The sequence below is a fragment of the Pseudomonas lyxosi genome (assembly GCF_047758685.1).
In the GTDB taxonomy this organism is placed as follows: Bacteria; Pseudomonadota; Gammaproteobacteria; order Pseudomonadales; family Pseudomonadaceae; genus Aquipseudomonas; species Aquipseudomonas lyxosi.
This window is the reverse complement of sequence record NZ_CP180481.1, coordinates 1,334,563-1,356,062: the sequence shown is the minus strand read 5'-3', so window position 1 is coordinate 1,356,062 and position 21,500 is coordinate 1,334,563. Positions and strand designations below refer to the sequence as shown.

Genomic DNA, 21,500 nt, shown 5'->3' with positions numbered 1-21,500 from the left:
CCCAGCTGCTACATAAAAGCGTGCCCATCAACGCAGCGCGTAATCCAGCACGATCCCGACAAAAATCGCCAACCCCGCCCAGTGGTTGTGCAAAAACGCCTTGAAGCAGCGCATCCGGTCTTTGCCACGGGTGTACCAGAACTCCCAAGCAAAACAGCCCGCCGCCGCCAGCAACCCCAAGTGGAACCAGCCACCGAGCTCGAATTTCGACCCGGCCAGCAGCAGGCAGCCCAGCGCCAGCCCCTGCAAAATCAGAATGATCACTCGGTCCGCTTCGCCGAACAGAATTGCCGTGGATTTAACGCCGATCTTCAGGTCGTCGTCGCGATCAGTCATGGCGTAATAGGTGTCGTAGCCCACCGTCCACAGCAGGTTGGCGATCCACAATAACCACGCCGCCGCCGGCAATTCACCGGTTTCGGCAGTGAACGCCATCGGCATCCCCCAGGAGAACGCCGCGCCGAGCACCACTTGCGGGTAATAGGTGTAGCGCTTCATGAACGGGTAAGTGAAGGCCAGTGCCAAACCGCCGAACGACAGCCAGACCGTCGTGGCATTGGTGCACAGCACCAACAGGAAACTCACGCCCATCAGCAGCGCGAAGAACACCAGCGCTTCTTTGGAGCTGATCTTGCCGCTGACCAATGGCCGCTGCTCGGTGCGTTTCACGTGGCCGTCGACCTTGCGGTCCGCCCAGTCGTTAATTACGCAGCCGCCGGCGCGGGTCAGCACCACGCCCAGGACGAAAATCACGATGTTGGCCAACGAGGGCGACCCTTTGCCAGCAATCCACAGTGCCCACAGCGTCGGCCACAGCAGCAGATAAATGCCGATCGGTTTGTCCATGCGCGTCAGTTGAATGAAATCCCAGGCCCGTGGGTTCAAGCGATTCAGGGACTTGAGCAGGCTCTGGTACATCAGCAATTCTCCGGATGGGCGCGGGTGGCGTTCCACAGGGTTGGCAAGAAAATTTCGGCCACCAGCACGCTCAAGGCGCCGCGATCGAAACGCGAGCGACGGCCCCACAGCTCAGGTGCCCGGGACTCCATCGGCAGCCACTCCTGAGGATAGTGACAAACCTCGATAGCGCGGCGCTGGAACGCCTGATCGCAAAACAGCAATTCGCCCAGGGAGCGGCTGCCCAATTCATCCATGTGCAGACCGTCGCCCTGCAATGCACTGCGCGCCGCCACGCTGCGGGCAAATACCCAGGCTTCGCCGTGGCCGCGCAGGTACACCTCGCGAACCCAGCCCTCGCTGCCTTCGGCCAGATCCAGCGCGGTACATTCGTCGGCGCGCAAGGGCTGCCAACCTTCGAAGAGAGGCGTGACGCTAAAGCCATCATTCGACAAACGGATCAGCCGTCGGGTCAAAGAGCCTTCGTCGAACAACCAGTCGAGGGTAGAGGCGTCGGGGAGGGGCGTCAGTTGGCTTCGAGGGAGCCAAAGCGGGGTCACGGCGGGGGATTTTGAGTGCGGCACAGTGAGTCATTATTGGCAGCAAATGAGGCGGCGAGCTTACCATGTCAGCCTGCGATTTTGATTGATCCGGCCGGCCATTGCGTCGAACAGGCTTGCATCTGCCGGGCCCGATCAGTACAAAACGCGCTGAGCCGGACGGCAGCGCTCCAACCATCGACCGTTCGCGCCGGCAAAAGCCTGAATCTTGAGGATGTACGTGAATGAAAAAGTGGCAATGTGTGGTCTGCGGCCTGATTTATAACGAAGCCGACGGCTGGCCGGATGACGGCATTGCGCCGGGCACCCTGTGGCAGGACGTGCCGGAAGACTGGCTGTGCCCGGACTGCGGCGTAGGCAAGATGGATTTCGAAATGATCGAAATCAACTAAGACATTTAGAGGAGTAAGGAATGAACGCACCTGTCGTGATCGTCGGCACCGGCCTGGCTGGCTACAACCTGGCCCGGGAGTTTCGCAAACTCGATGGCGAAACCCCGCTGCTGCTGATTACCGCCGATGACGGACGCTCCTACTCCAAGCCGATGCTCTCCACCGGCTTCGGCAAAAACAAAGACGCCGACGGCCTGAGCATGGCCGAACCCGGCACCATGGCCGAGCAATTGAAGGCCGAAGTGCGCACGCACACGCGCATCAGCGGCATCGATCCGGGCCACAAGCGCTTGTGGATCGGTGAGGAAGCGGTGTTTTACCGTGACCTGATCCTGGCGTGGGGCGCAGAAACCGTGCGAGTGCCGATCGAAGGCGATGCAACGGACGCCGTTTTCCCGATCAACGATCTGGAAGACTACGCGCGCTTTCGCGCAGCGGCGGCTGGCAAGCGTCGGGTGTTGTTGCTGGGCGCCGGCCTGATCGGCTGCGAGTTCGCCAACGACCTGATCCTTGGCGGCTACGAGGTGCAACTGGTTGCACCGTGCGAGCAGGTCATGCCGACGCTGCTGCACCCGGCGGCAGCCGCTGCGGTCCAGGCCGGGCTGGAAAGCCTCGGCGCACGCTTCCACCTCGGGCCGGTGCTCAACCGCTTGCAGCGCGTTGCTGACGGACTGGAAGCGCATCTGTCCGATGGCCAGGTGATCCCTTGCGATGTGGTGGTGTCGGCCATTGGTCTGCGTCCGCGCATCGATCTGGCGGCGGCGGCCGGTGTGCAGGTCAATCGTGGCGTGGTGGTCGATCGCCACCTGAAAACCTCCCACGCCAATATCTATGCCTTGGGCGACTGCGCCGAAGTCGATGGGCTGAATCTGTTGTACGTCATGCCCCTCATGAGCTGCGCGAGAGCGCTGGCCCAGACCCTCGCCGGAAACCCGACGACGGTGAGTTATGGCCCGATGCCCATCACCGTTAAAACGCCAGTCTGCCCATTGGTGGTTTCACCGCCACCACGGGGTTTGGAGGGCGTCTGGACGGTCGAAGGGCAGGGCGCGGACATCAAGGTATTGTGCCGCGATGTCAGCGGCAAACTGCTGGGTTATGCCCTGACAGGCGCGGCGGTGATGGAAAAACTGGCCCTGAACAAAGAGCTTCCGGCACTGCTGGCGTAAATACCGGTCGTTCTGTCGGAATCACCCCTCTTTTGCCCTTACAAAGGTCGCGCCGAGACTGGCGCGGCTCTTCGCTGCGTGCCATCCTCACTCCCGTCTGCCGCAGAGTAGAGCACCTGCGGCGCTTTGGGCGCTGTTCCAACGAGAACAGCACGGACATAACAACAAAAAACCGTCAAAGGGGCTTCACTAATGCGTAAACCAGAACTCGCCGCTGCAATTGCTGAAAAAGCAGACCTCACCAAAGAGCAGGCCAACCGCGTTCTCAACGCCGTTCTCGAAGAAATCACCGGCGCTCTGCACCGCAAGGACAGCGTTACGCTGGTGGGCTTCGGTACCTTCCTGCAACGCCATCGCGGTGCCCGCACCGGCAAAAACCCGCAAACCGGTGAGCCCGTCAAAATCAAGGCCAGCAACACTGTTGCGTTCAAGCCAGGCAAATCGTTGAAAGACAGCGTTAATCCGTAATTGCGGCGAACTCCCTGAATAACGGGGAGAACCGTACTGAAAAATGGGCATACCGATTAAGTCGGATGCCCATTTTTTATGGGCATTGGTTTGTTCTATATACACAATTTTTTGGACTGATTAATACACTCTGGATGCAAAGTGATTGGTTTGAGTTGCCGGAGGCTTGTCGTTCAATATCCGTGATATATAAAGTGCCATCATTATAATGGCACTTTTTTAGTTCTTTGTTGTCATCGTCGTCTTGCTTAAAGATGACCGAAAGATTTCAGAAGAATCCTACATTTATCATTTCTTATTTTTGCCATGATTCACGCCTGGCTCAGGGGGCGAATCAGCATTCATTCCTCGAAGGATTGAAGCAAGCCTCTAGCTCAATGGTTTCGGGGCGGCTGGCCGATGGCATGAACATTAAACTGGCATCAGGGTATCCCTTGCTACTTATAGGGAGATCTCCTACGAGCAATAGAGACACTTCGTCTTGTTGTTTAATCAGATGCTTGCTAGTGGCCATCATTGTGATTACGATGCGCGCACTTGAAAGAGCACGAACTCAATTGGATGAGACTCATCGCAGCTCTTTGATACTGTCCCGCGCCCCGGAAACTCCATTAGGCGTATGACCGTAATCCTAATTAAAGGCCATGGATGTCCTACTCAAGCAAACTTTCCGCGCATTACCTCGAACTCGCAAAAGCCTCTGTTTCCAAAGAGAATTTCGCGGGCGAGGATGTTCGCTTTTCGAGCGAATATGAGGCGCTGGAAAGCGAGCTGGGCAAAGCCCAATCCATGCACGAAAGCGGTCAGATCGACTGGCTGAAAATCCGCGAAAATAGCGAAAACCTCCTGCGCACCCAGTCCAAGGATTTGCGGGTTGGCGCCTGGTTGACCTGGGCCCTGTACCAGCGCGAATCCTTCCAGGGGCTGCTGGCCGGCCTCGGTTTGCTGCACTACCTGTGCGAAAGCCACTGGGCCGAAGTCCACCCGAACAAGGCCCGCACCCGCTCCGCTGCCATCAGTTGGTTGGTACCGCGTCTTGAGCAGGTGCTGACCGAAAACGTCGCGATCAAAGAGCAGTTGCCGATGTTCCGGCGGCTGGTCGAACACCTTGAAGGTCTCGATGCCGCTTGCACCGAGTACTTGGGCGACGATGCGCCGTTGCTACTGCCGATCTCCCGCCGCTTGAAAAACATGGTTCAGCGCGCCGCCGACAATCAGCCGGAACCTGGCGTCGTCGGCGCGGCGGTGGCTCAGGTCAAACAAGCCGCCACGCAACTGTTCACCCCCGGCGCACCGATCGACAACGAAAAAGAAGCCCATAAAGCCCTGCGCGCCCAGCAGGAAAGCGCGCGGCCGTTGTGTGCCTGGTGGCTCAAGCAGAAAGCCACAGACCTGCGCGCCTTGCGCCTCAATCGCACACTGTTGTGGTTGCCCATCGACGCGGTGCCCGAGCGCAACGCCGAGCAGATCACCGTTCTGCGTGGGCTGCCGGCTGACAAGCTCAAGGCCTACCAGGACCGATACGACCAGGCCAAATACGCCGATCTGCTGGTGGAACTGGAGGCGAGCCTGGCGAAGGCGCCGTTCTGGTTCGATGGCCAGCGAATGGTTTGGGAGTGCCTCCAGGGGCTCAACGCCGAGATGGCTATGCGCGAAGTGGAAATCCACTTCGCGCTTTTGATTCAGCGCCTGCCCGGCATCATCGAATTGCGTTTCCATGACGGCGCCCCGTTTGCCGATCCGGCCACCCGCGCCTGGGTCAGCGCCCACGTCATGCCGCACCTGCAAAGTGCCAGTGCGCCGCGCAAGGTCGAAGTCGCCGACACCCAGCCGGCCTGGGAAGTGGCCCTGGAAGAAGTCTTGCCGATCCTGCGCAAGGACGGCCTCAAGGCCGCCGTGCAGATCCTCAAGCAAGGCCTGCAAAGCGCCCAAGGCGGACGCGTCCGATTCTTCTGGCAGTTCGCCCTCGCGCGGCTGTGCTTCATGGCCAAGAAATACGAACTGGCCAGGACCCAACTCGAAACGCTGGACCAAACATTACAGGACTCAGGCCTGAACGCCTGGGAGCCCGATCTTGCGCTGGAAGTGCTGCATTTACTGCATAGCTGCTGCGAGTTGTTGCCGCAGAACCATGCCGTACGTGAACGCAAGGAAGAGATTTATCGCAGGCTGTGCCACCTCGATCTCGAAGTGGTACTCGAATAGGCCCCAGGGCCACAACCGCAAGGAGAATAGCCATGGCCAAAGAAGGCTCGGTAGCCCCCAAGGAACGCATCAACGTCACTTTCAAACCTGCCACCGGTGGTGCTCAGGAAGAGATTGAACTGCCGTTGAAACTACTGGCAATCGGTGACTACACCCACCGCAAGGACGAACGTAAAGTCGAAGATCGCAAGCCGATCAGCATCGACAAGATGACCTTCGACGAAGTGCTGGCCAAGCAAGAGCTGACCCTGACGTTGAACGTGCCGAACCGCCTTCAGGAAGAGGGCAGCACTGAAGAGCTGGGCGTGCAACTGCGCGTCAACTCGATGAAGGACTTCAACCCGGCCAGCCTGGTCGAGCAAGTGCCTGAGCTGAAAAAACTGATGGAACTGCGCGACGCGCTGGTGGCCCTCAAAGGTCCGCTGGGTAACGCGCCTGCGTTCCGCAAAGCCATCGAAGGCGTTCTCGCCGACGACGAATCCCGCGGTCGTGTACTGGGTGAGCTGGGTTTGAACGCCGCAGCCCAGGACGCCCCCCAGAACGTCTGAGCCACCATCAGTCAAGGAAGCCAACAATGAGCACTAGCGCAGCACAGCAAAAGAGCAAAGAGAACGGCGAATACAGCATTCTCGACAGCATCATCGCCGAAACCCGCTTGACGCCGGACGACGAAGCCTACGACATCGCCAAGCGCGGTGTGTCGGCCTTCATCGAAGAGCTGCTCAAGCCGCAGAACAACGGTGAGCCAGTCAAGAAGGCCATGGTTGACCGCATGATCGCCGAGATCGATGCCAAGCTCAGCCGCCAGATGGACGAAATCCTGCACCACCCGTCTTTCCAGTCGCTGGAATCGTCGTGGCGTGGCCTGCAGTTGCTGGTCGACCGCACCAACTTCCGCGAAAACATCAAGATCGAAATCCTCAACGTCTCCAAAGAAGACCTGCTGGACGATTTCGAAGATTCGCCGGAAGTGATGCAGTCGGGCCTGTACAAGCACATCTACACCGCTGAATACGGTCAGTTCGGTGGTCAGCCGGTTGGCGCGATCATCGCCAACTACTTCATGTCCCCAAGCTCGCCGGACGTGAAACTGATGCAGTACGTGTCCAGCGTTGCCTGCATGTCCCACGCGCCGTTCATCGCCGCGGCCGGCCCGAAATTCTTCGGCCTGGAAAGCTTCACCGGTCTGCCGGACCTGAAGGATCTGAAAGATCACTTCGAAGGCCCGCAATTTGCCAAATGGCAGAGCTTCCGCCAGTCGGAAGACTCCCGTTACGTTGGCCTGACCGTGCCGCGTTTTCTGCTGCGTAACCCGTACGATCCGGAAGAAAACCCGGTCAAATCGTTCGTGTACAAAGAAACTGTCGCCAACAGCCACGAGCACTACCTGTGGGGCAACACCGCCTACGCGTTCGGCACCAAGCTGACCGACAGTTTCGCCAAGTTCCGCTGGTGCCCGAACATCATCGGCCCGCAGAGCGGTGGCGCAGTTGAAGACCTGCCGTTGCACCATTTCGAAAGCATGGGCGAAATCGAAACCAAGATTCCTACCGAGGTTCTGGTTAGCGACCGTCGTGAATACGAACTGGCCGAGGAAGGCTTCATCTCCCTGACCATGCGCAAAGGCTCCGACAACGCGGCGTTCTTCTCCGCAAGCTCGGTGCAGAAGCCGAAGTTCTTCGGCATCAGCGCAGAAGGCAAGGCAGCAGAGCTGAACTACAAGCTCGGCACCCAACTGCCGTACATGATGATCGTCAACCGCCTGGCTCACTACTTGAAAGTGCTGCAGCGCGAGCAACTCGGTTCATGGAAAGAACGCACCGACCTCGAGCTGGAACTCAACAAGTGGATCCGCCAGTACGTGGCCGACCAGGAAAACCCAAGCGCCGAAGTGCGTGGCCGTCGTCCACTGCGCGCTGCCCAGATCATCGTCAGCGATGTTGAAGGCGAGCCTGGCTGGTACCGCGTCAGCCTGAACGTGCGCCCGCACTTCAAGTACATGGGTGCCGATTTCACCCTGTCGCTGGTTGGCAAGCTGGACAAAGAGTAAGCGGAGCTAACTCATGACTGGATACGGCAGCCTTTTCGAACGCCTGGGTGGCGACGCGGACAAACGCGTCGGCTGGAGCCGCGAGGTCTCCGCCATGGCGTCCGTGGCTGCCCATCTGGCCAAGATGCTCAGCACCCGTGCGGGCAGCGTGCAAACGCTGTCCGATTACGGGCTACCCGATCTCAATGACATGCGTCTGAGCCTGCACGACTCCCTGAGTCAGGCCCGTCTGGCCATCGAAAATTTCATCGAAGCCTACGAGCCACGCCTGAGCAATGTGCGTGTCATCTCCCTGCCGCGTGATCACGATCAGCTTCGCCTGTCCTTCAGCATCGAAGGCCTGCTGGAAGTTGATGGTTTCAAGCGCCAGGTCAGTTTCGCCGCGCGCCTGGATGGCAGCGGTCAAGTCAAGGTCAACTAAGGAGATTCGTATGTCCGGCAAACCCGCAGCCCGCGTATCCGACCCCACCGCTTGCCCGCTCCCCGGCCACGGCACCAACCCGATCGCCGCCGGTTCCGGCGACGTCTTCTTCGACGGCCTCGCGGCCGCCCGCCAAGGCGATGCCTCGGCGTGTGGTGGTGCGATGGTCGGTGGGTTGGCGACGACCGTTTTGATTAACGGCAAACCGGCGGCAACGGTTGATTCCGTCGGGACTCATGGCAACAAGGTAACGGCTGGGTCCGGGACGGTGATTATCGGGAATTCACATTCGGCGGTGCCGTTTGTTCCGCCAATTCCATTGGTGATCCCGGGATTCGATGCGCAATTCCAACTGAAGAATGGTTTGGGCAATCCGTTGGCGGATACCAAATATTTGATCCGCCGTCAGGATGGTTCGCTCGAAAGCGGAATCACCAATGAGTTGGGTTTGACTCATCGGGTAGCTGCGCATAAGAGTTCCGAAAAAATTGAAGTCTTTATTGAGAGCTAAGGGAGTAGTCGTTCATGGCAGAGCCTGAAAAAATCAATAAAGATGGAAAGGAATATGTGCCTGCTGGCGCCGCTCCAAGCACTAAGACCTCCGAGGTTGCCCCCGTAGAATTAAAAGTGTGTCGTTGTAATGGAAAAGAAATTACTACGTTGAGCGGGTACGACAGTATTCCGAGTTACTCCGGGGAGCTGCCTTCTCCTCTACAAATAATGTGGTATGTGCCCAAAACCAAAGAACTGCTCAAAGCAAGTTTTTCTGACACGGAGATACGTGTATGGATAAAACAGGCTTCCAAATATTATGGTGTTCCTCATATTTTGCTGGCGGTCATTTTGCAGCAGGAAAATGGACCTAAAGGCAGTAAGTTTCTTCAGACAATGCAATTCGGCGAGCGATCGCTAACGACTCTGCTGGCTATTGTTGACAATATGGCTTTTGACGTTGTTCCTGATAAGTTGGCCGGTGGCTCTAGTGGTTTTGCCAATATGAGCCGGGCGACGTTACAAAACTCCGTTAAATATACCGAGAATTATTACTGTAAAAAGCCAATGCCCGAAGATGTTCAGTACCGGATTTTTGGCTGGAACCAGGACACTCGAATCCCCGGCGATGACTGGAAAGCAGACCTCTATTATGCCGCGGGCCATCTGCGTGAACTCATCGACCGGGCCACAGGGTCCCGCTGTCATTCCGGGTCACTGACACCTGAACTGGTGAAAAAAGTCATTGCGTCTTACAACGGGTCAGGTCCGCTTGCCGAAAAGTATTCGAGCGATGCAATGACGTTGCTGGAAAATGCAAAAGCAGGCACCGCATGGCTATATTTCTATGAAAAATAAAATCTCGGGATCTACCGTTTTTGTGTTGGCAGCCTGCGTTTTAGTGTTGGGGATCGTCATGTGGACTAACTTTTTTTCCAATGCACTGATGTTGGCCATGGATCGCGTTAATTTCATTCCTGCGGAATCCTCAATTTTCTCTTTTGAACCCTATGAGATAAACCAAGGGTCATCTTCTTATTGGATCTATGGTCAAGATCGCGAAAACTATTATTATTTTTCTTATGAGGCGACGGCTCCGTATATATATATTCCAAGGGCTAATGCGTGTCAGGGCTTTGATCAGCGGAATTTTAAAACATGGTGCACGGCGAAGCCGGGCGGTGAGAAGTGATCGAGTGTTCGGTTTGGTTTATGGCCACCTGTTTGGACGTGCCTTATTCCGGGTCGAACACACTCATGGGCAGTAACTAGCGGTGTGCCGAGCACATACGCTTTTTTTCAGGGTGGCGCTTTGGCTTCCGGTCTCGGTGCTGCTGATTTTGATGTTGGTTGAACCCAGTATTAGCAATAGTGTGGATTTGGATTTTCAGCAGTTTCTATTGATTTACGTCCTCTCATTCGGCACCCCTGCCTATATCGCTTTTGCCCTGTGGGCAACGCGAGCGCTGAGAGGACTATCCGAACAACAGATTCTGAAAAAAATCTGGTACGCGCCGCTGATGTTCATCCCTTTTTACGCCGTCCCTTGGGTGATTTTCGGAGTAGCGCTAGTACTGCTGGGAAACCTTGCCGGGTTCCCACTGATGTTCGGTTGGTTGGCCTTCTTGCCATACCTGCTCATCGCAGGCTACGTGGTTTCCGGGCTGACGGTTGCGCTCTACAGGACGTTTTATTCATGAGATTCAATACCAGGCAGGTAACCCGTGTCCTTTAACCACTACTACCAAAGCGAACTCACCGCACTTCGCCAGTTAGGTCGTCGATTCGCCGAGCGTAGCCCGGCGTTGGCGCCTTTCCTCGGTCAGGCCGGGCGGGATCCGGACGTGGAGCGGTTGCTGGAAGGTTTTGCATTCCTGACCGGGCGCCTGCGCCAGAAGCTCGATGATGAACTGCCGGAGCTCAGCCATTCCCTGATGCACCTGCTGTGGCCCAACTACATGCGGCCGCTGCCGGCGTTCAGCATTTTGCAGTTCGATCCGTTGAAGCGATCGGGACCTGCGTTGATGGTCGAGCGCGACACGCCGGTTGAGAGTGTGCTGATCGATGACGTGCGTTGCCGTTTCCGCACGTGCTACCCGACCGAAGTCTTGCCGCTGGACCTGGCCGCGCTGAATTACTCGGTGAAAGGCGATGGTTCGCTGTTGAGCCTGCGTCTGGAGATGAGCGCTGACGGTCACCTCGGTGAGTTGGAGCTGAGCCGTCTGCGTCTGCACTTCGCCGGTGAGCGCTACATCAGCCAGATGCTGTACCTGAGCCTGTTGCGCAACCTGGAAGGCATCGAGCTGATCCCGCTGGACGGCGCCGGCAAACCCATTAACGGTGTGAACGGCACGCCAATGGCATTCAAGATGCCCGGCGACCGCGTGCAGCCGGTGGGTTTTGCCGAAGAAGAGGCGTTGATCCCGTATCCGCTGAACACCTTCCGTGGCTACCGCTACCTGCAGGAATATTTCGCCTTCCAGGACAAATTCCTGTTCGTCGATATCAACGGCCTGGACCTGCTCAAGGCCCTGCCGGAAGACACGCTGAAGCAGATGCGCGGCCTGGAATTGCGCTTCGATATTCGCAAGAGCGGCATTCAGCGCCTGCGCCCGACGCTGGACAACGTGAAGCTCTACTGCACGCCGATCGTCAACCTGTTCAAGCACGATGCACTGCCGATTCGCCTCGACGGAAAACAGGACGAATACCTGCTGCTGCCAGCCGAATACGACCTGGAAAACTGCGGTGTGTTTTCGGTGGAAACCGTGACCGGCTGGAAGCCCGGTGGCCTTGGTTATCAGGAGTACGTGCCGTTCGAATCGTTCGAGCACGACCCGAGTTTCGATGTGCCCAACAGCCGTCCGCACTACAGCATTCGCCAGCGTTCGTCCTCGTTGCACGACGGCCTCGACACTTACCTGAGCTTCGGCATCCGTCACACCGAAGCCCACGAAACCCTGTCGATCGAACTGATGTGCACCAACCAGAACCTGCCTAAAAAACTCAAGCTCGGCGACATCTGCATGGCCTGCGAAGAGACGCCGGAGTTCCTCAGTTTCCGCAACATCACCCCGGCTACGCCCAGTTATGCGCCGCCGCTGAACCGTGACTTCCTCTGGAAGCTGATCAGCAACATGTCGCTTAACTACCTGTCGCTGGCCGACGTCAATGCGTTGAAGGTGATTCTCGAAACCTACGACCTGCCGCGCTACTACGACCAACACGCTGAAAAAGTCAGCAAGCGCCTGCTGGGCGGGCTCAAGTCGATCAAGCACCAACACGTCGATCGCTTGCACCGAGGGTTGCCGGTACGCGGGTTGCGCACCGAGCTGACCATCGACCCTGAAGGGTATATCGGCGAGGGCGACCTGTTCGTTTTCGCTTCAGTTCTTAACGAGTTTTTCGCGCTTTACGCCAGTCTTAATTCGTACCACGAGCTGCGGGTAAAAAGCACACAGGGAGAGGTGTACCAATGGACACCACGTATGGGTCTGCAACCCCTGCTTTAAGCGGGCTGACCCGGGTAATACGCGAGTACTCGCTGTTTCAGGCCGTGCTGCTGGTGGTTGACCGGCTGCGCGAGGCGCACCCGTACCTGAGCGAAGACGATCTGTACGACCAGCTGGAATTCCAGGCCAATCCGAGCCTGGGTTTCCCCGGCAGTGACGTCGATCGCGTGGAGTTTTTCGAAGAGCACGGGCAGATGCGCGCGCGTCTGCGTTTCAACCTGATCGGCCTGGTCGGTTCCGGTTCGCCACTGCCGGCGTTCTACGGCGAACAGGCCCTGGGCGATAGCGAAGACGGCAACCCGACCCGCAACTTCCTCGACCTGTTTCACCATCGCCTGCAACGGCTGATGCTGCCGATCTGGAAAAAATACCGCTACCGCGCAAGCTTCCAGAGCGGCGCCCTCGACCCGTTTTCGTCGCAGCTGTTTGCGTTGATCGGCCTCGGTGGCGAAGAAATCCGCAGGGCCCAGGAACTGAACTGGAAACGCCTTCTGCCGTACCTCGGCCTGCTCAGTTTGCGGGCGCACTCGGCGGCACTGATCGAAGCGGTGCTGCGTTACTACTTCAAGCACGCCGAACTGACCATCGAGCAGTGCATCGAGCGTCGCGTCGAAATCCTCGACGAGCAGCGCAATCGCTTGGGCCGCGCCAACAGCCTGCTCGGCGAAGACCTGGTGCTGGGCGAACACGTGCGCGACCGCAGCGGCAAGTTTCGTATCCACATCCGTGAACTCGACTGGCAACGCTTCCACGAATTCTTGCCGATCGGTTTCGGCTACCAGCCGCTCTGCGCGCTGGTGCGGTTCACCCTGCGTGACCCGCTCGATTACGACATTCGCCTGGTGTTGCGCCAGGAAGAAATCCGCGAACTGCGCATCGGTGAGCAGAACGCCTGTCGCCTGGGATGGACCAGTTGGCTCGGCCGCGAAAAAGCGGACGGCGTGGTGACCCTGGGCAGCAAAATTCATTAAGGACAGATGACCAATGATCAACGTAGACCTGCAACAGCTTATCCAGGCGCTGGACGCCGAAACCCGTCGTGACCTGGAAAGTTCTGCCGAACGCTGCGTCGCCCGCGGCGGCAGCAAAATTCTCGTCGAAGACTTGCTGCTGGGCTTGCTGGAGCGCCCGCAAGGCTTGCTCGCACGCGCGCTGCAAGACGCCGAAGTCGATGCCGGTGAACTGAGCGCTGCATTGCAATCGCGGGTCGAGCACAGCGCTTCGCGCAACCCGGTGTTCGCCCCGGAACTGGTGCAGTGGCTGCAAGATGCGTTGCTGGTGGCCAACCTTGAACTGGGCCAAAGCCAGGTCGAGCAAGCCGCGTTGATCCTCGCGCTGTTGCGCAACCCGATGCGCTACGCCGGCAGCCGCTACCAGTCGTTGCTGGCCAAACTGAACATCGAGCGCCTGAAAGAATTCGCCCTGTCACAGAAAGAGCAACCAGCCACCGGTAAACCCGCTGTGCCCGGCGAATCGCTGCTGCAGCGCTTCACCCACAACCTGACCCAACAGGCCCGCGACGGCAAACTCGACCCGGTGTTGTGCCGCGATGGCGCGATCCGTCAGATGGTCGACATCCTCGCCCGTCGCCGCAAAAACAACCCGATTGTGGTCGGTGAAGCCGGCGTCGGTAAAACCGCCATTGTCGAAGGCCTGGCCTCGCGCATCGCGGCCGGTGAAGTGCCGCAAGTATTGAAAGGCGTTGAATTGCTGTCGCTGGACATGGGTCTGTTGCAGGCGGGCGCCAGCGTCAAAGGTGAATTCGAGCGTCGCCTCAAAGGCGTGATCGACGAAGTCAAAGCCTCGCCGAAACCGATCATCCTGTTCATCGACGAAGCCCACACACTGATCGGTGCGGGCGGCAATGCCGGCGGTTCCGACGCGGCCAACCTGCTCAAGCCAGCCCTGGCCCGTGGCGAGTTGCGCACCATCGCCGCCACCACCTGGGCGGAGTACAAGAAGTACTTCGAAAAAGACCCGGCCCTGGCCCGCCGTTTCCAGCCGGTGCAACTGCACGAACCGACCGTCAGCGAAGCGGTGACCATCCTGCGTGGCCTGGCTCAGGTCTACGAGAAGAGCCACGGCATCTACCTGCGCGACGACGCAGTGGTTGCAGCAGCCGAGTTGTCTGCTCGCTACCTCGCGGGCCGTCAGCTGCCGGACAAAGCCGTCGACGTGCTAGACACCGCGTGCGCTCGCGTACGCATCAGCCTCGCCGCCGCCCCGGAAAACCTGGAGCGCCTGCGTGGCGAACTGGCTGAAGGCGGCCGTCAGCGTCAGGCCCTGCGCCGTGATGCCGAGGCCGGTCTGCTGATCGATCACGAAGCGCTGGACGCTTTGGAAGATCGCCTGGCCGAAGCCGAAGATGAAATGGTCGCCCTCGAAGCGCTGTGGACCGAGCAGAAAGAACTGGCCGAGCGCCTGCTGGACCTGCGTCAGCAACTGGCCAAGGCCCGCGAAGCTGCCGCCGTCGAGCCCACTGTCACGGTTGAAGAAGATGCCGAAGGCACCGTGATCGAAACGCTACCAGTGGACGAGGCGCAAAGCGTTGAAACCCTGGAAGCCGCACTCAACGAAACTCACAAAGCCCTGACTGAGCTTCAGCTCAAAGAACGTCTGGTGAGCTTCGAAGTCTGCCCGCGTCTGGTCGCCGAAGTGATCAGCGCCTGGACCGGGGTGCCATTGGCGCAACTGGCCCGTGAGCACAATGCCAAGGTCGCGAGCTTCGCCACCGACCTGCGCATCCGCATCCGCGGTCAGGAACAAGCCGTTCACGCACTGGACCGCTCGATGCGCGCCACCGCTGCCGGCCTGAACAAACCTGATGCGCCGGTCGGCGTGTTCCTGCTGGTCGGCCCAAGCGGCGTCGGCAAAACCGAAACCGCGCTGGCCCTGGCGGACTTGCTGTACGGCGGTGATCGTTTCATCACCACCATCAACATGTCCGAGTTCCAGGAAAAACACACCGTCTCGCGCCTGATCGGTGCGCCGCCGGGCTACGTCGGTTATGGCGAGGGCGGCATGCTCACCGAAGCCGTGCGGCAGAAGCCGTACTCGGTGGTGCTGCTCGATGAAGTCGAGAAAGCCGACCCGGACGTGCTGAACCTGTTCTACCAAATCTTCGACAAAGGCGTGGCCAACGACGGCGAAGGACGCGAGATCGACTTCCGCAACACGTTGATCCTGATGACTTCGAACCTGGGCAGCGACCGCATTGCCGAGCTCTGTGAAAATGGCGCGCGGCCGTCGGCCGAAGTACTCGAAGAAACCATCCGCCCGGTGCTGAGCAAACACTTCAAACCGGCGCTGCTGGCGCGTATGCGTGTGGTGCCTTACTACCCGGTGGGCGGCCCGGTACTGCGCGAACTGATCGAAATCAAACTCGGCCGTTTGGGCGAGCGCTTGAACCGTCGTCAGCTGGATTTCACTTACTCGCAAGACCTCGTCGATCACCTGGCCGAACGCTGCACCCAGAGCGACAGCGGTGCGCGCCTGATCGACCATTTGCTCGACCTGCACGTTCTGCCGCTGGTAGCCGACCGCTTGCTGGACGCGATGGCCACCGGCGAAAGCCTCAAGCGTGTCCACGCGACGCTCGACGGCAACGCCAGCGTGACCTGCGAGTTCGTCTGAGGTGGGCGTGATGTTCACTCAAGTGCCGCAACCGCTGGTCTATGCCGAAGCCTTGCTGGCGCAATTTGCCAGCCTGTCGCGCGCGGCGGACGGTGCTGCGCTGCTGGGTGACTTCGTGCGCGGCTTGGCCGAGCTCAGCGGTTGTGAACTGACTCAGTTGTACCTGCTGGACGCGACTCACACGTGCCTGGGGATGAACGCCGAGTGCCTCAACGGCATCCTGCAACCCCGGGAATCGGCGAGCCTGCCGGCGGATTACAACGGTGAACAACTGCTGCAATTCGCCCTGTGTCAGAACCGCGTGGTGTGCCTGAGCGAGCTGAGCGGCAGCCTGCACGAAACCAGTTTCCTGCCACCTCAGGCCATGCCTTGGCAGTCGCTGTTGTGTGTGCCACTGGTCAATCAGCAGAAAGCCGTCGAAGGCTTGCTGCTGTGCGCCAGTCGCCGGCACATCGACCTGCAAGGCTTTGCCGATTCCCTCGGTCAACTGGGTTCGTTCGTGCTTGGCCAACTGCATTTGCTGCAACGTCTGCGTCAGCCAACCGCTGATGCGAGGCCAGTGAAGGTCAGCGTCCCGAGCGCCAGCGGTTACGGATTGATCGGCAAGAGTTCGGCCATGCGCCAGACCTATTCGCTGATCAGCAAAGTCCTGCACAGCCCGTATACCGTGCTGCTGCGCGGCGAGACCGGCACCGGCAAGGAAGTGGTCGCGCGCGCCATCCACGATTGCGGCCCGCGACGCTCCCAGGCGTTCATCGTGCAGAACTGCGCGGCGTTCCCCGAGAACCTGTTGGAAAGCGAACTGTTCGGCTACCGCAAAGGTGCGTTCACCGGCGCCGACCGTGATCGCGCCGGGCTGTTCGACGCGGCCAACGGCGGCACCTTGCTGCTCGATGAAATCGGCGACATGCCGTTGTCCCTGCAAGCCAAGTTGTTGCGGGTTCTGCAGGAAGGCGAGATCCGTCCGCTGGGTTCCAACGACACCCACAAGATCGACGTGCGCATCATCGCCGCGACGCACCGGGATTTGTCGGTGCTGGTCAGTGAAGGCAAATTCCGCGAGGACTTGTACTACCGCCTCGCGCAATTCCCGATCGAGTTGCCGGCCCTGCGTCAGCGCGAAGGCGACATCCTCGACCTGGCCCGGCACTTCGCCGACAAGGCGTGCTCGTTCTTGCAGCGCGATGCGGTGTGTTGGTCCGATGCGGCGCTGGATCACCTGTCCGGTTACGCCTTCCCCGGCAACGTGCGTGAACTCAAAGGCCTGGTCGAACGCGCGGTGCTGCTGTGCGAGGGCGGCGAGTTACTGGCCGAACATTTCTCTCTGCGCATGGAAGCCATGCCGGAAGACAGCAGCGGCCTGAACCTGCGCGAACGCCTGGAGCAAGTCGAACGCAGTCTGCTGCTCGATTGCCTGCGCAAAAACGACGGCAACCAGACCCTCGCCGCCCGCGAACTCGGGCTGCCACGCCGCACGCTGCTGTACCGCCTCGGGCGCCTGAATATCAATTTGGGTGATTTCGATGGATAGGCAAACGACCGTCGATTTCACCTTATCCGCTTCTAATAGCGCCGCCCAAACGGGTCGGCGCTTTGTACTTTGTCTACCCCTGGAGACCCTCTGATGTCTGTTCGTCACTGGCAAGCCGTCCTGCTGACCCTCGTCGTTCTATGCGGCCTCGGCGGCTGTAGCGGTAATTACAAATACAACGACAACACCTATCGCCCATTGGGTGATCCGCAGGCGGTCAATCGCGGCAAGTGACCGCAAGGAGTATCACCATGGAACTGGTTTTCGAAATGCTGAACACCAAGCAATTCGTGCCCACGGATTTGTGCCAAAAGACCTTCAAACAGGCCGGTGGCGTGATCGGTCGGGGCGAGGATTGCGACTGGATCATCCCGGACCGCAAGCGTCACCTGTCCAACCACCACGCGTTGATCAGCTACCGCGAAGGCACGTTTTTCCTGACCGATACCAGCAGCAACGGTATCCAGGACAGCGAAAGCGGCGCGCGCCTGCGCAAGGGCGAAGCGATGCGCATCGAGCACGGCAGTGTCTACGTGCTGGGTGACTTCGAGATCCGTGCGCGGCTGGTGCGCGACCCGGCGACCTTCGACGTCGAAGTCGGCCGTCCGCAAGCAGCGGGCAGCATCATTCCGGACGATGCGTTTCTCGACCTCGACCCGCTCAATGCCCTCGATCAGCAAGAGCGCGTGTATTCGGAAATCGACGAGCTGATCTCCCCGAGCACGACCATCGAGGACAGCCGTCAACGCGCCGACTATGCGCGCATCGACATGGAAAGCCTGATGGTGCCGGAGCTGATCAACGCCCCGGCAGAGCCAGCACCCGCGCCACCACCCAAAGCGGTCGAGCGTCAGAGCGAAGGTTTCTGGGAACACTTCGGTGCGGCGCTGGGCGTGGACCTCAAAGGCCTCGACCACGACGCCCGCGAAGCCCTGGCGCTGAACGCTGCACGCCTGCTCAAGCAAAGCGTCGGCGGTTTGCAGCAGAGCCTGCGCACCCGAAGCGAACTGAAAAACGAGCTGCGTCTGGCCCAGACCACCGTGCAAGGCACCCATAAAAATCCTCTGAAATTTGCCGTCGATGCCGGTGAAGCGCTGGGCATTTTGTTGCAGCCGAACAAGCCGGGCCAGTTGCCGGCCGAGCAAGCGATCTCCCGTGCGTTCCGCGATTTGCAGGCGCATCAGGTGGCCTTGCTGACCGCCAGCCGCGCGGCCGTTCGCGGCACCCTGGAACACTTCTCGCCACAACAGCTGACCCTGCGTTTTGAGCGCGACAACAAGCCGTTGCTCGCCACGTCCGGCAGTCGCTGGAGAGCTTACGGTCGCTATCACCAGGCCCTGCGTCAGGACGATGACTGGAGCGAGCGCCTGCTGGCCCGCGACTTTGCTCAGGCCTACGAAGAGCAGATCCGCCTGATTTCCACCCTTCACACCGACCACCAAGGATGATGCGCATGTCTCGCTGCTCGACCGCTTTTTTCAAGACGCTGACGGCGTTCGCGGCCCTGGTGCTGCTGGCCGGCTGCTCGTCGCTGTCGCCGTATTCCCACGTCACCAAGCTCAACCTGAAGTTGACCGCCAGCGATCAGCTGAACCCGGACCTCAATGGACGTCCATCGCCGATCGTTGTGCGTCTGTTCGAGCTCAAGCATCCGGTGACGTTCGAGAACGCTGACTTCTTCAGCCTGTACGAGCGCGCCAAGGAATCCCTGGCCCCGGACCTGGTGGCCAGCGAAGAAATTGAACTGCGTCCAGGTGAAACCGTGGAAATGAAACTCAGCGTGGAGGAGGGCAGTCGTTACGTCGGCATCCTCGCCGCCTACCGCGATCTGCCGGAAACCAAATGGCGCTACACGGTGCAAGTCACCCCGGTGGAAGTCACCGACGCTGATCTGACCCTCGACCAGGCCGGTATTCGCAACAGCAACGAAAAGCTCGCCAAGGCGGATGACTGATCATGAATTCCCATAAAGTGATTTGGCAGGAAGGCATGCTGCTGCGCCCGCAGCACTTCCAGCACAACGATCGCTACTACGACCACCAGATGAAGACCCGCACGCAGTTGCTGGGCAGCTACACCTGGGGCTTCCTGAACCTGGACATCGACTTGCAGTTCCTCAACATGGGCAAACTGGTGATCAGCCAGGCCTCGGGGATTCTGCCGGACGGCAGCCTGTTCGAACTCGGCGGCAACACCGAACCGCTGGCGCTCGACGTACCGCCGAACACCGGTAACACGCCGATCTACCTGGCGCTGCCGCTGGTCACCGGCAACCACATCGAGTCGCGCCGTCCAGAGCAATCCGACGTGCTGGCGCGCTACACCGCGTACGAAGCGGAAGTCGCCGACTCCAACGCCGGCGACGATTCTGCCAGCCAGGTCAGTTGCGGCCGCCCGGACTTCAAACTGTTGCTCGGCGAGCAGCAGAGCGACCAGGCCTACGTGAAACTGAAGATCTGCGAAGTGCTCGACACCACGCCCGACGGCGTGATCAGCCTCGACCCGGACTTCGTGCCGACCTACATCCAGGCGCATTCGTCCAGCTACCTGCTGTCGTGCCTGAAAGAAGTGATCAGCATGCTCGGCCACCGGGGCGACACCATCGCCGAGCGGATTCGTTCCAACGGCAAAGTCGGCGGCGCGGAAGTCGGCGACTTCATGATGCTGCAACTGATCAACCGCACCGAACTGCTGCTGCGCCACTACCTCGGCCTGGAGCAGGTTCACCCGGAAGAGTTGTACCGCACGCTGCTGACCATGCTCGGCGATCTGGCGACCTTCTCCAGCGACAGCAAACGCCCGCGCCTGGACAGCCGCTACCAGCACAGCGACCAGGGCGCGAGTTTCCGCAAACTGATGGAAGCGATTCGTCAGGTGCTGTCGATGGTGCTCGAACAGCACGCCATCGAACTGGTCCTGCAAGCGCGCCAGTACGGGATCATCGTCTCGCCGTTGCACGACCACAAGCTGCTGGGCTCGGCCTCGTTCGTACTCGCCGCCAGTGCCAACTGCGACTCCGAGGAACTGCGCCATCGCTTGCCGGCGCACCTCAAGGTCGGCCCGGTGGAGCGCATTCGCCAACTGGTCAACCTGCATCTGCCGGGCATCAAGGTCAAACCATTGCCGGTGGCCCCGCGGCAGATCGCGTTCCACTCCAACAAAACCTATTTCATTCTCGAACTCAGTTCCGAAGACCTGGCACAACTCGAGCGCTCCGGCGGCTTCGCGTTCCACGTGTCCGGCGAATTCGCCGAGCTTGAACTGAAATTCTGGGCCATCAGGAACTGACCGACATGATCAAGGACATGGAACACAACCAGGACGATAAAACCGTCCTGCTCGACCGTCAGGGCCACGGCCCGGCGCAGAGTCCGCTGACAGATTTCGCCGCACCGCCGCGTTTTGAACAGCTGGAAGAACGGATGATTTATGCCGCGCGCCTGCGCCCGGCCGAAGCCTTCAACATCAGCCTCAATTCGCTGGTCGCGGCGGCGTCCGACCTGTTGTCGGAAGTGGTGCGACTCAAGCACAGCGACACCCGCGAAGACATGTACGCGCTCAACGAGCGACTGACTGCCGGGCTGAAACTGTTTGAAGTGCGTGCGCTGCACAACGGCGCCGAAAGCAGCCAGGTGATGGCCGCGCGTTACGTGCTGTGCACCGTGGTCGACGAAGCCGTCGTGACCACGCCGTGGGGCAACGAAAGCGAATGGTCGCAGATGAGCCTGCTCAGCAGCTTCCACAACGAAACCTTCGGCGGCGAGAAGTTCTTCCAACTGCTGGATCGCCTGTCGAAAAACCCGGTCAAGCACCTGCCGATGCTGGAGCTGATGTACCTGTGCCTGTCGCTGGGCTTCGAAGGCAAATACCGGGTGCAAGCCCGCGGCATGCTCGAGCTCGAAGGCATCCGCGACGCCTTGTATCGCCAGATTCGTCAGTTGCGCGGCGACGTGCCTCGCGAACTGTCGCCGCATTGGGAAGGCTTGAACGATCAGCGTCGCAGCCTGGTGCGCATCGTGCCGGCGTGGATGGTGGTGCTGTTCACCGTGGTTTGCCTGGTGGTGATGTATTCGGGTTTTGCCTGGGTATTGGGCGAGCAACGCGAAACCGTTCTGCAACCTTATCAGCAGCTAGATCCGGCCGCGGTCCAGCCGCAGTCGCAGCCGTAAA

General features: G+C 59.5%; 22 protein-coding genes. 20 read left to right on the top strand and 2 right to left on the bottom strand.

Features of this window, described 5'->3' with window-relative positions:
* Positions 1-27: 27 nt before the first annotated feature.
* Together ubiA and ACMXYI_RS06470 are read right to left on the bottom strand one after the other, a co-directional pair.
* A complete protein-coding gene (gene ubiA, locus ACMXYI_RS06475) occupies positions 28-918 on the bottom strand; it encodes a 4-hydroxybenzoate octaprenyltransferase (RefSeq protein WP_415772313.1) in 891 nt (296 codons plus the stop codon).
* Positions 918-1,481 (bottom strand): chorismate--pyruvate lyase family protein, encoded by a 564-nt coding sequence (locus ACMXYI_RS06470; protein ID WP_415772312.1) that lies wholly within the window; start codon positions 1,479-1,481, stop codon positions 918-920. Before ACMXYI_RS06470 ends, ubiA begins: the two co-directional genes overlap by 1 nt.
* 200 nt (positions 1,482-1,681) lie before the next feature.
* Here ACMXYI_RS06470 and ACMXYI_RS06465 point away from each other — a divergent pair, with 200 nt between their 5' ends.
* The 20 genes from ACMXYI_RS06465 (at position 1,682) to icmH (ending at position 21,499) form a co-directional block, all read left to right on the top strand.
* Positions 1,682-1,849, top strand: a complete 168-nt coding sequence (locus ACMXYI_RS06465; protein ID WP_007954349.1) for a rubredoxin — start codon at positions 1,682-1,684, stop codon at positions 1,847-1,849.
* Between the two features lie 20 nt (positions 1,850-1,869).
* On the top strand, positions 1,870-3,018 hold the full coding sequence (locus tag ACMXYI_RS06460; RefSeq protein ID WP_415772311.1) for an NAD(P)/FAD-dependent oxidoreductase: 1,149 nt from the start codon (positions 1,870-1,872) through the stop codon (positions 3,016-3,018).
* A gap of 192 nt (positions 3,019-3,210) precedes the next feature.
* Positions 3,211-3,486: an HU family DNA-binding protein gene (locus tag ACMXYI_RS06455; RefSeq protein ID WP_003213368.1), complete on the top strand. Its 276-nt coding sequence runs from the start codon at positions 3,211-3,213 to the stop codon at positions 3,484-3,486.
* Positions 3,487-4,134: 648 nt separating this feature from the next.
* Complete coding sequence (tssA, locus tag ACMXYI_RS06450) at positions 4,135-5,691, top strand: type VI secretion system protein TssA (RefSeq protein WP_415772310.1); 1,557 nt, start codon at positions 4,135-4,137, stop codon at positions 5,689-5,691.
* Positions 5,692-5,723: 32 nt separating this feature from the next.
* Positions 5,724-6,239, top strand: coding sequence for a type VI secretion system contractile sheath small subunit (gene tssB, locus ACMXYI_RS06445; RefSeq protein ID WP_129439931.1), 516 nt, complete (start codon positions 5,724-5,726; stop codon positions 6,237-6,239).
* A gap of 26 nt (positions 6,240-6,265) precedes the next feature.
* A complete protein-coding gene (gene tssC / locus ACMXYI_RS06440) occupies positions 6,266-7,741 on the top strand; it encodes a type VI secretion system contractile sheath large subunit (protein ID WP_415772309.1) in 1,476 nt (491 codons plus the stop codon).
* A 13-nt stretch (positions 7,742-7,754) separates the two neighbouring features.
* Positions 7,755-8,162, top strand: coding sequence for a type VI secretion system baseplate subunit TssE (gene tssE, locus ACMXYI_RS06435; RefSeq protein ID WP_008150080.1), 408 nt, complete (start codon positions 7,755-7,757; stop codon positions 8,160-8,162).
* Positions 8,163-8,172: 10 nt separating this feature from the next.
* Complete coding sequence (locus ACMXYI_RS06430; RefSeq protein ID WP_415772307.1) at positions 8,173-8,673, top strand: PAAR domain-containing protein; 501 nt, start codon at positions 8,173-8,175, stop codon at positions 8,671-8,673.
* Positions 8,674-8,687: 14 nt separating this feature from the next.
* Positions 8,688-9,512: a hypothetical protein gene (locus ACMXYI_RS06425; RefSeq protein WP_415772306.1), complete on the top strand. Its 825-nt coding sequence runs from the start codon at positions 8,688-8,690 to the stop codon at positions 9,510-9,512.
* Positions 9,502-9,846: a hypothetical protein gene (locus tag ACMXYI_RS06420; protein ID WP_415772305.1), complete on the top strand. Its 345-nt coding sequence runs from the start codon at positions 9,502-9,504 to the stop codon at positions 9,844-9,846. Before ACMXYI_RS06425 ends, ACMXYI_RS06420 begins: the two co-directional genes overlap by 11 nt.
* Before the next feature lie 136 nt (positions 9,847-9,982).
* Positions 9,983-10,354 carry a hypothetical protein gene (locus ACMXYI_RS06415; protein ID WP_415772303.1) on the top strand — a complete coding sequence of 124 codons (372 nt, stop codon included), beginning with the start codon at positions 9,983-9,985 and terminating at the stop codon, positions 10,352-10,354.
* 24 nt (positions 10,355-10,378) lie between these two features.
* Positions 10,379-12,166 (top strand): type VI secretion system baseplate subunit TssF, encoded by a 1,788-nt coding sequence (tssF, locus tag ACMXYI_RS06410; RefSeq protein ID WP_415772301.1) that lies wholly within the window; start codon positions 10,379-10,381, stop codon positions 12,164-12,166.
* The gene (gene tssG, locus ACMXYI_RS06405; RefSeq protein ID WP_033059313.1) at positions 12,130-13,137 is read left to right on the top strand and encodes a type VI secretion system baseplate subunit TssG; all 1,008 of its coding nucleotides are present in this window, start codon (positions 12,130-12,132) and stop codon (positions 13,135-13,137) included. Before tssF ends, tssG begins: the two co-directional genes overlap by 37 nt.
* A 13-nt stretch (positions 13,138-13,150) precedes the next feature.
* Complete coding sequence (tssH, locus tag ACMXYI_RS06400) at positions 13,151-15,799, top strand: type VI secretion system ATPase TssH (protein WP_415772299.1); 2,649 nt, start codon at positions 13,151-13,153, stop codon at positions 15,797-15,799.
* A 10-nt stretch (positions 15,800-15,809) separates the two neighbouring features.
* Positions 15,810-17,330, top strand: a complete 1,521-nt coding sequence (locus ACMXYI_RS06395) for a sigma-54 interaction domain-containing protein (protein ID WP_415772297.1) — start codon at positions 15,810-15,812, stop codon at positions 17,328-17,330.
* Between the two features lie 93 nt (positions 17,331-17,423).
* Positions 17,424-17,564 (top strand): hypothetical protein, encoded by a 141-nt coding sequence (locus ACMXYI_RS06390; RefSeq protein ID WP_008150087.1) that lies wholly within the window; start codon positions 17,424-17,426, stop codon positions 17,562-17,564.
* Between the two features lie 17 nt (positions 17,565-17,581).
* Positions 17,582-18,778, top strand: a complete 1,197-nt coding sequence (tagH, locus tag ACMXYI_RS06385; protein WP_415772295.1) for a type VI secretion system-associated FHA domain protein TagH — start codon at positions 17,582-17,584, stop codon at positions 18,776-18,778.
* 5 nt (positions 18,779-18,783) lie between these two features.
* A complete protein-coding gene (tssJ, locus tag ACMXYI_RS06380) occupies positions 18,784-19,284 on the top strand; it encodes a type VI secretion system lipoprotein TssJ (protein WP_090177940.1) in 501 nt (166 codons plus the stop codon).
* A gap of 2 nt (positions 19,285-19,286) precedes the next feature.
* On the top strand, positions 19,287-20,618 hold the full coding sequence (tssK, locus tag ACMXYI_RS06375; protein ID WP_046045022.1) for a type VI secretion system baseplate subunit TssK: 1,332 nt from the start codon (positions 19,287-19,289) through the stop codon (positions 20,616-20,618).
* A gap of 5 nt (positions 20,619-20,623) precedes the next feature.
* Entirely contained in the window at positions 20,624-21,499 is an 876-nt protein-coding gene (gene icmH, locus ACMXYI_RS06370) for a type IVB secretion system protein IcmH/DotU (RefSeq protein ID WP_149631550.1), read from the top strand.
* Position 21,500: the final 1 nt, after the last annotated feature.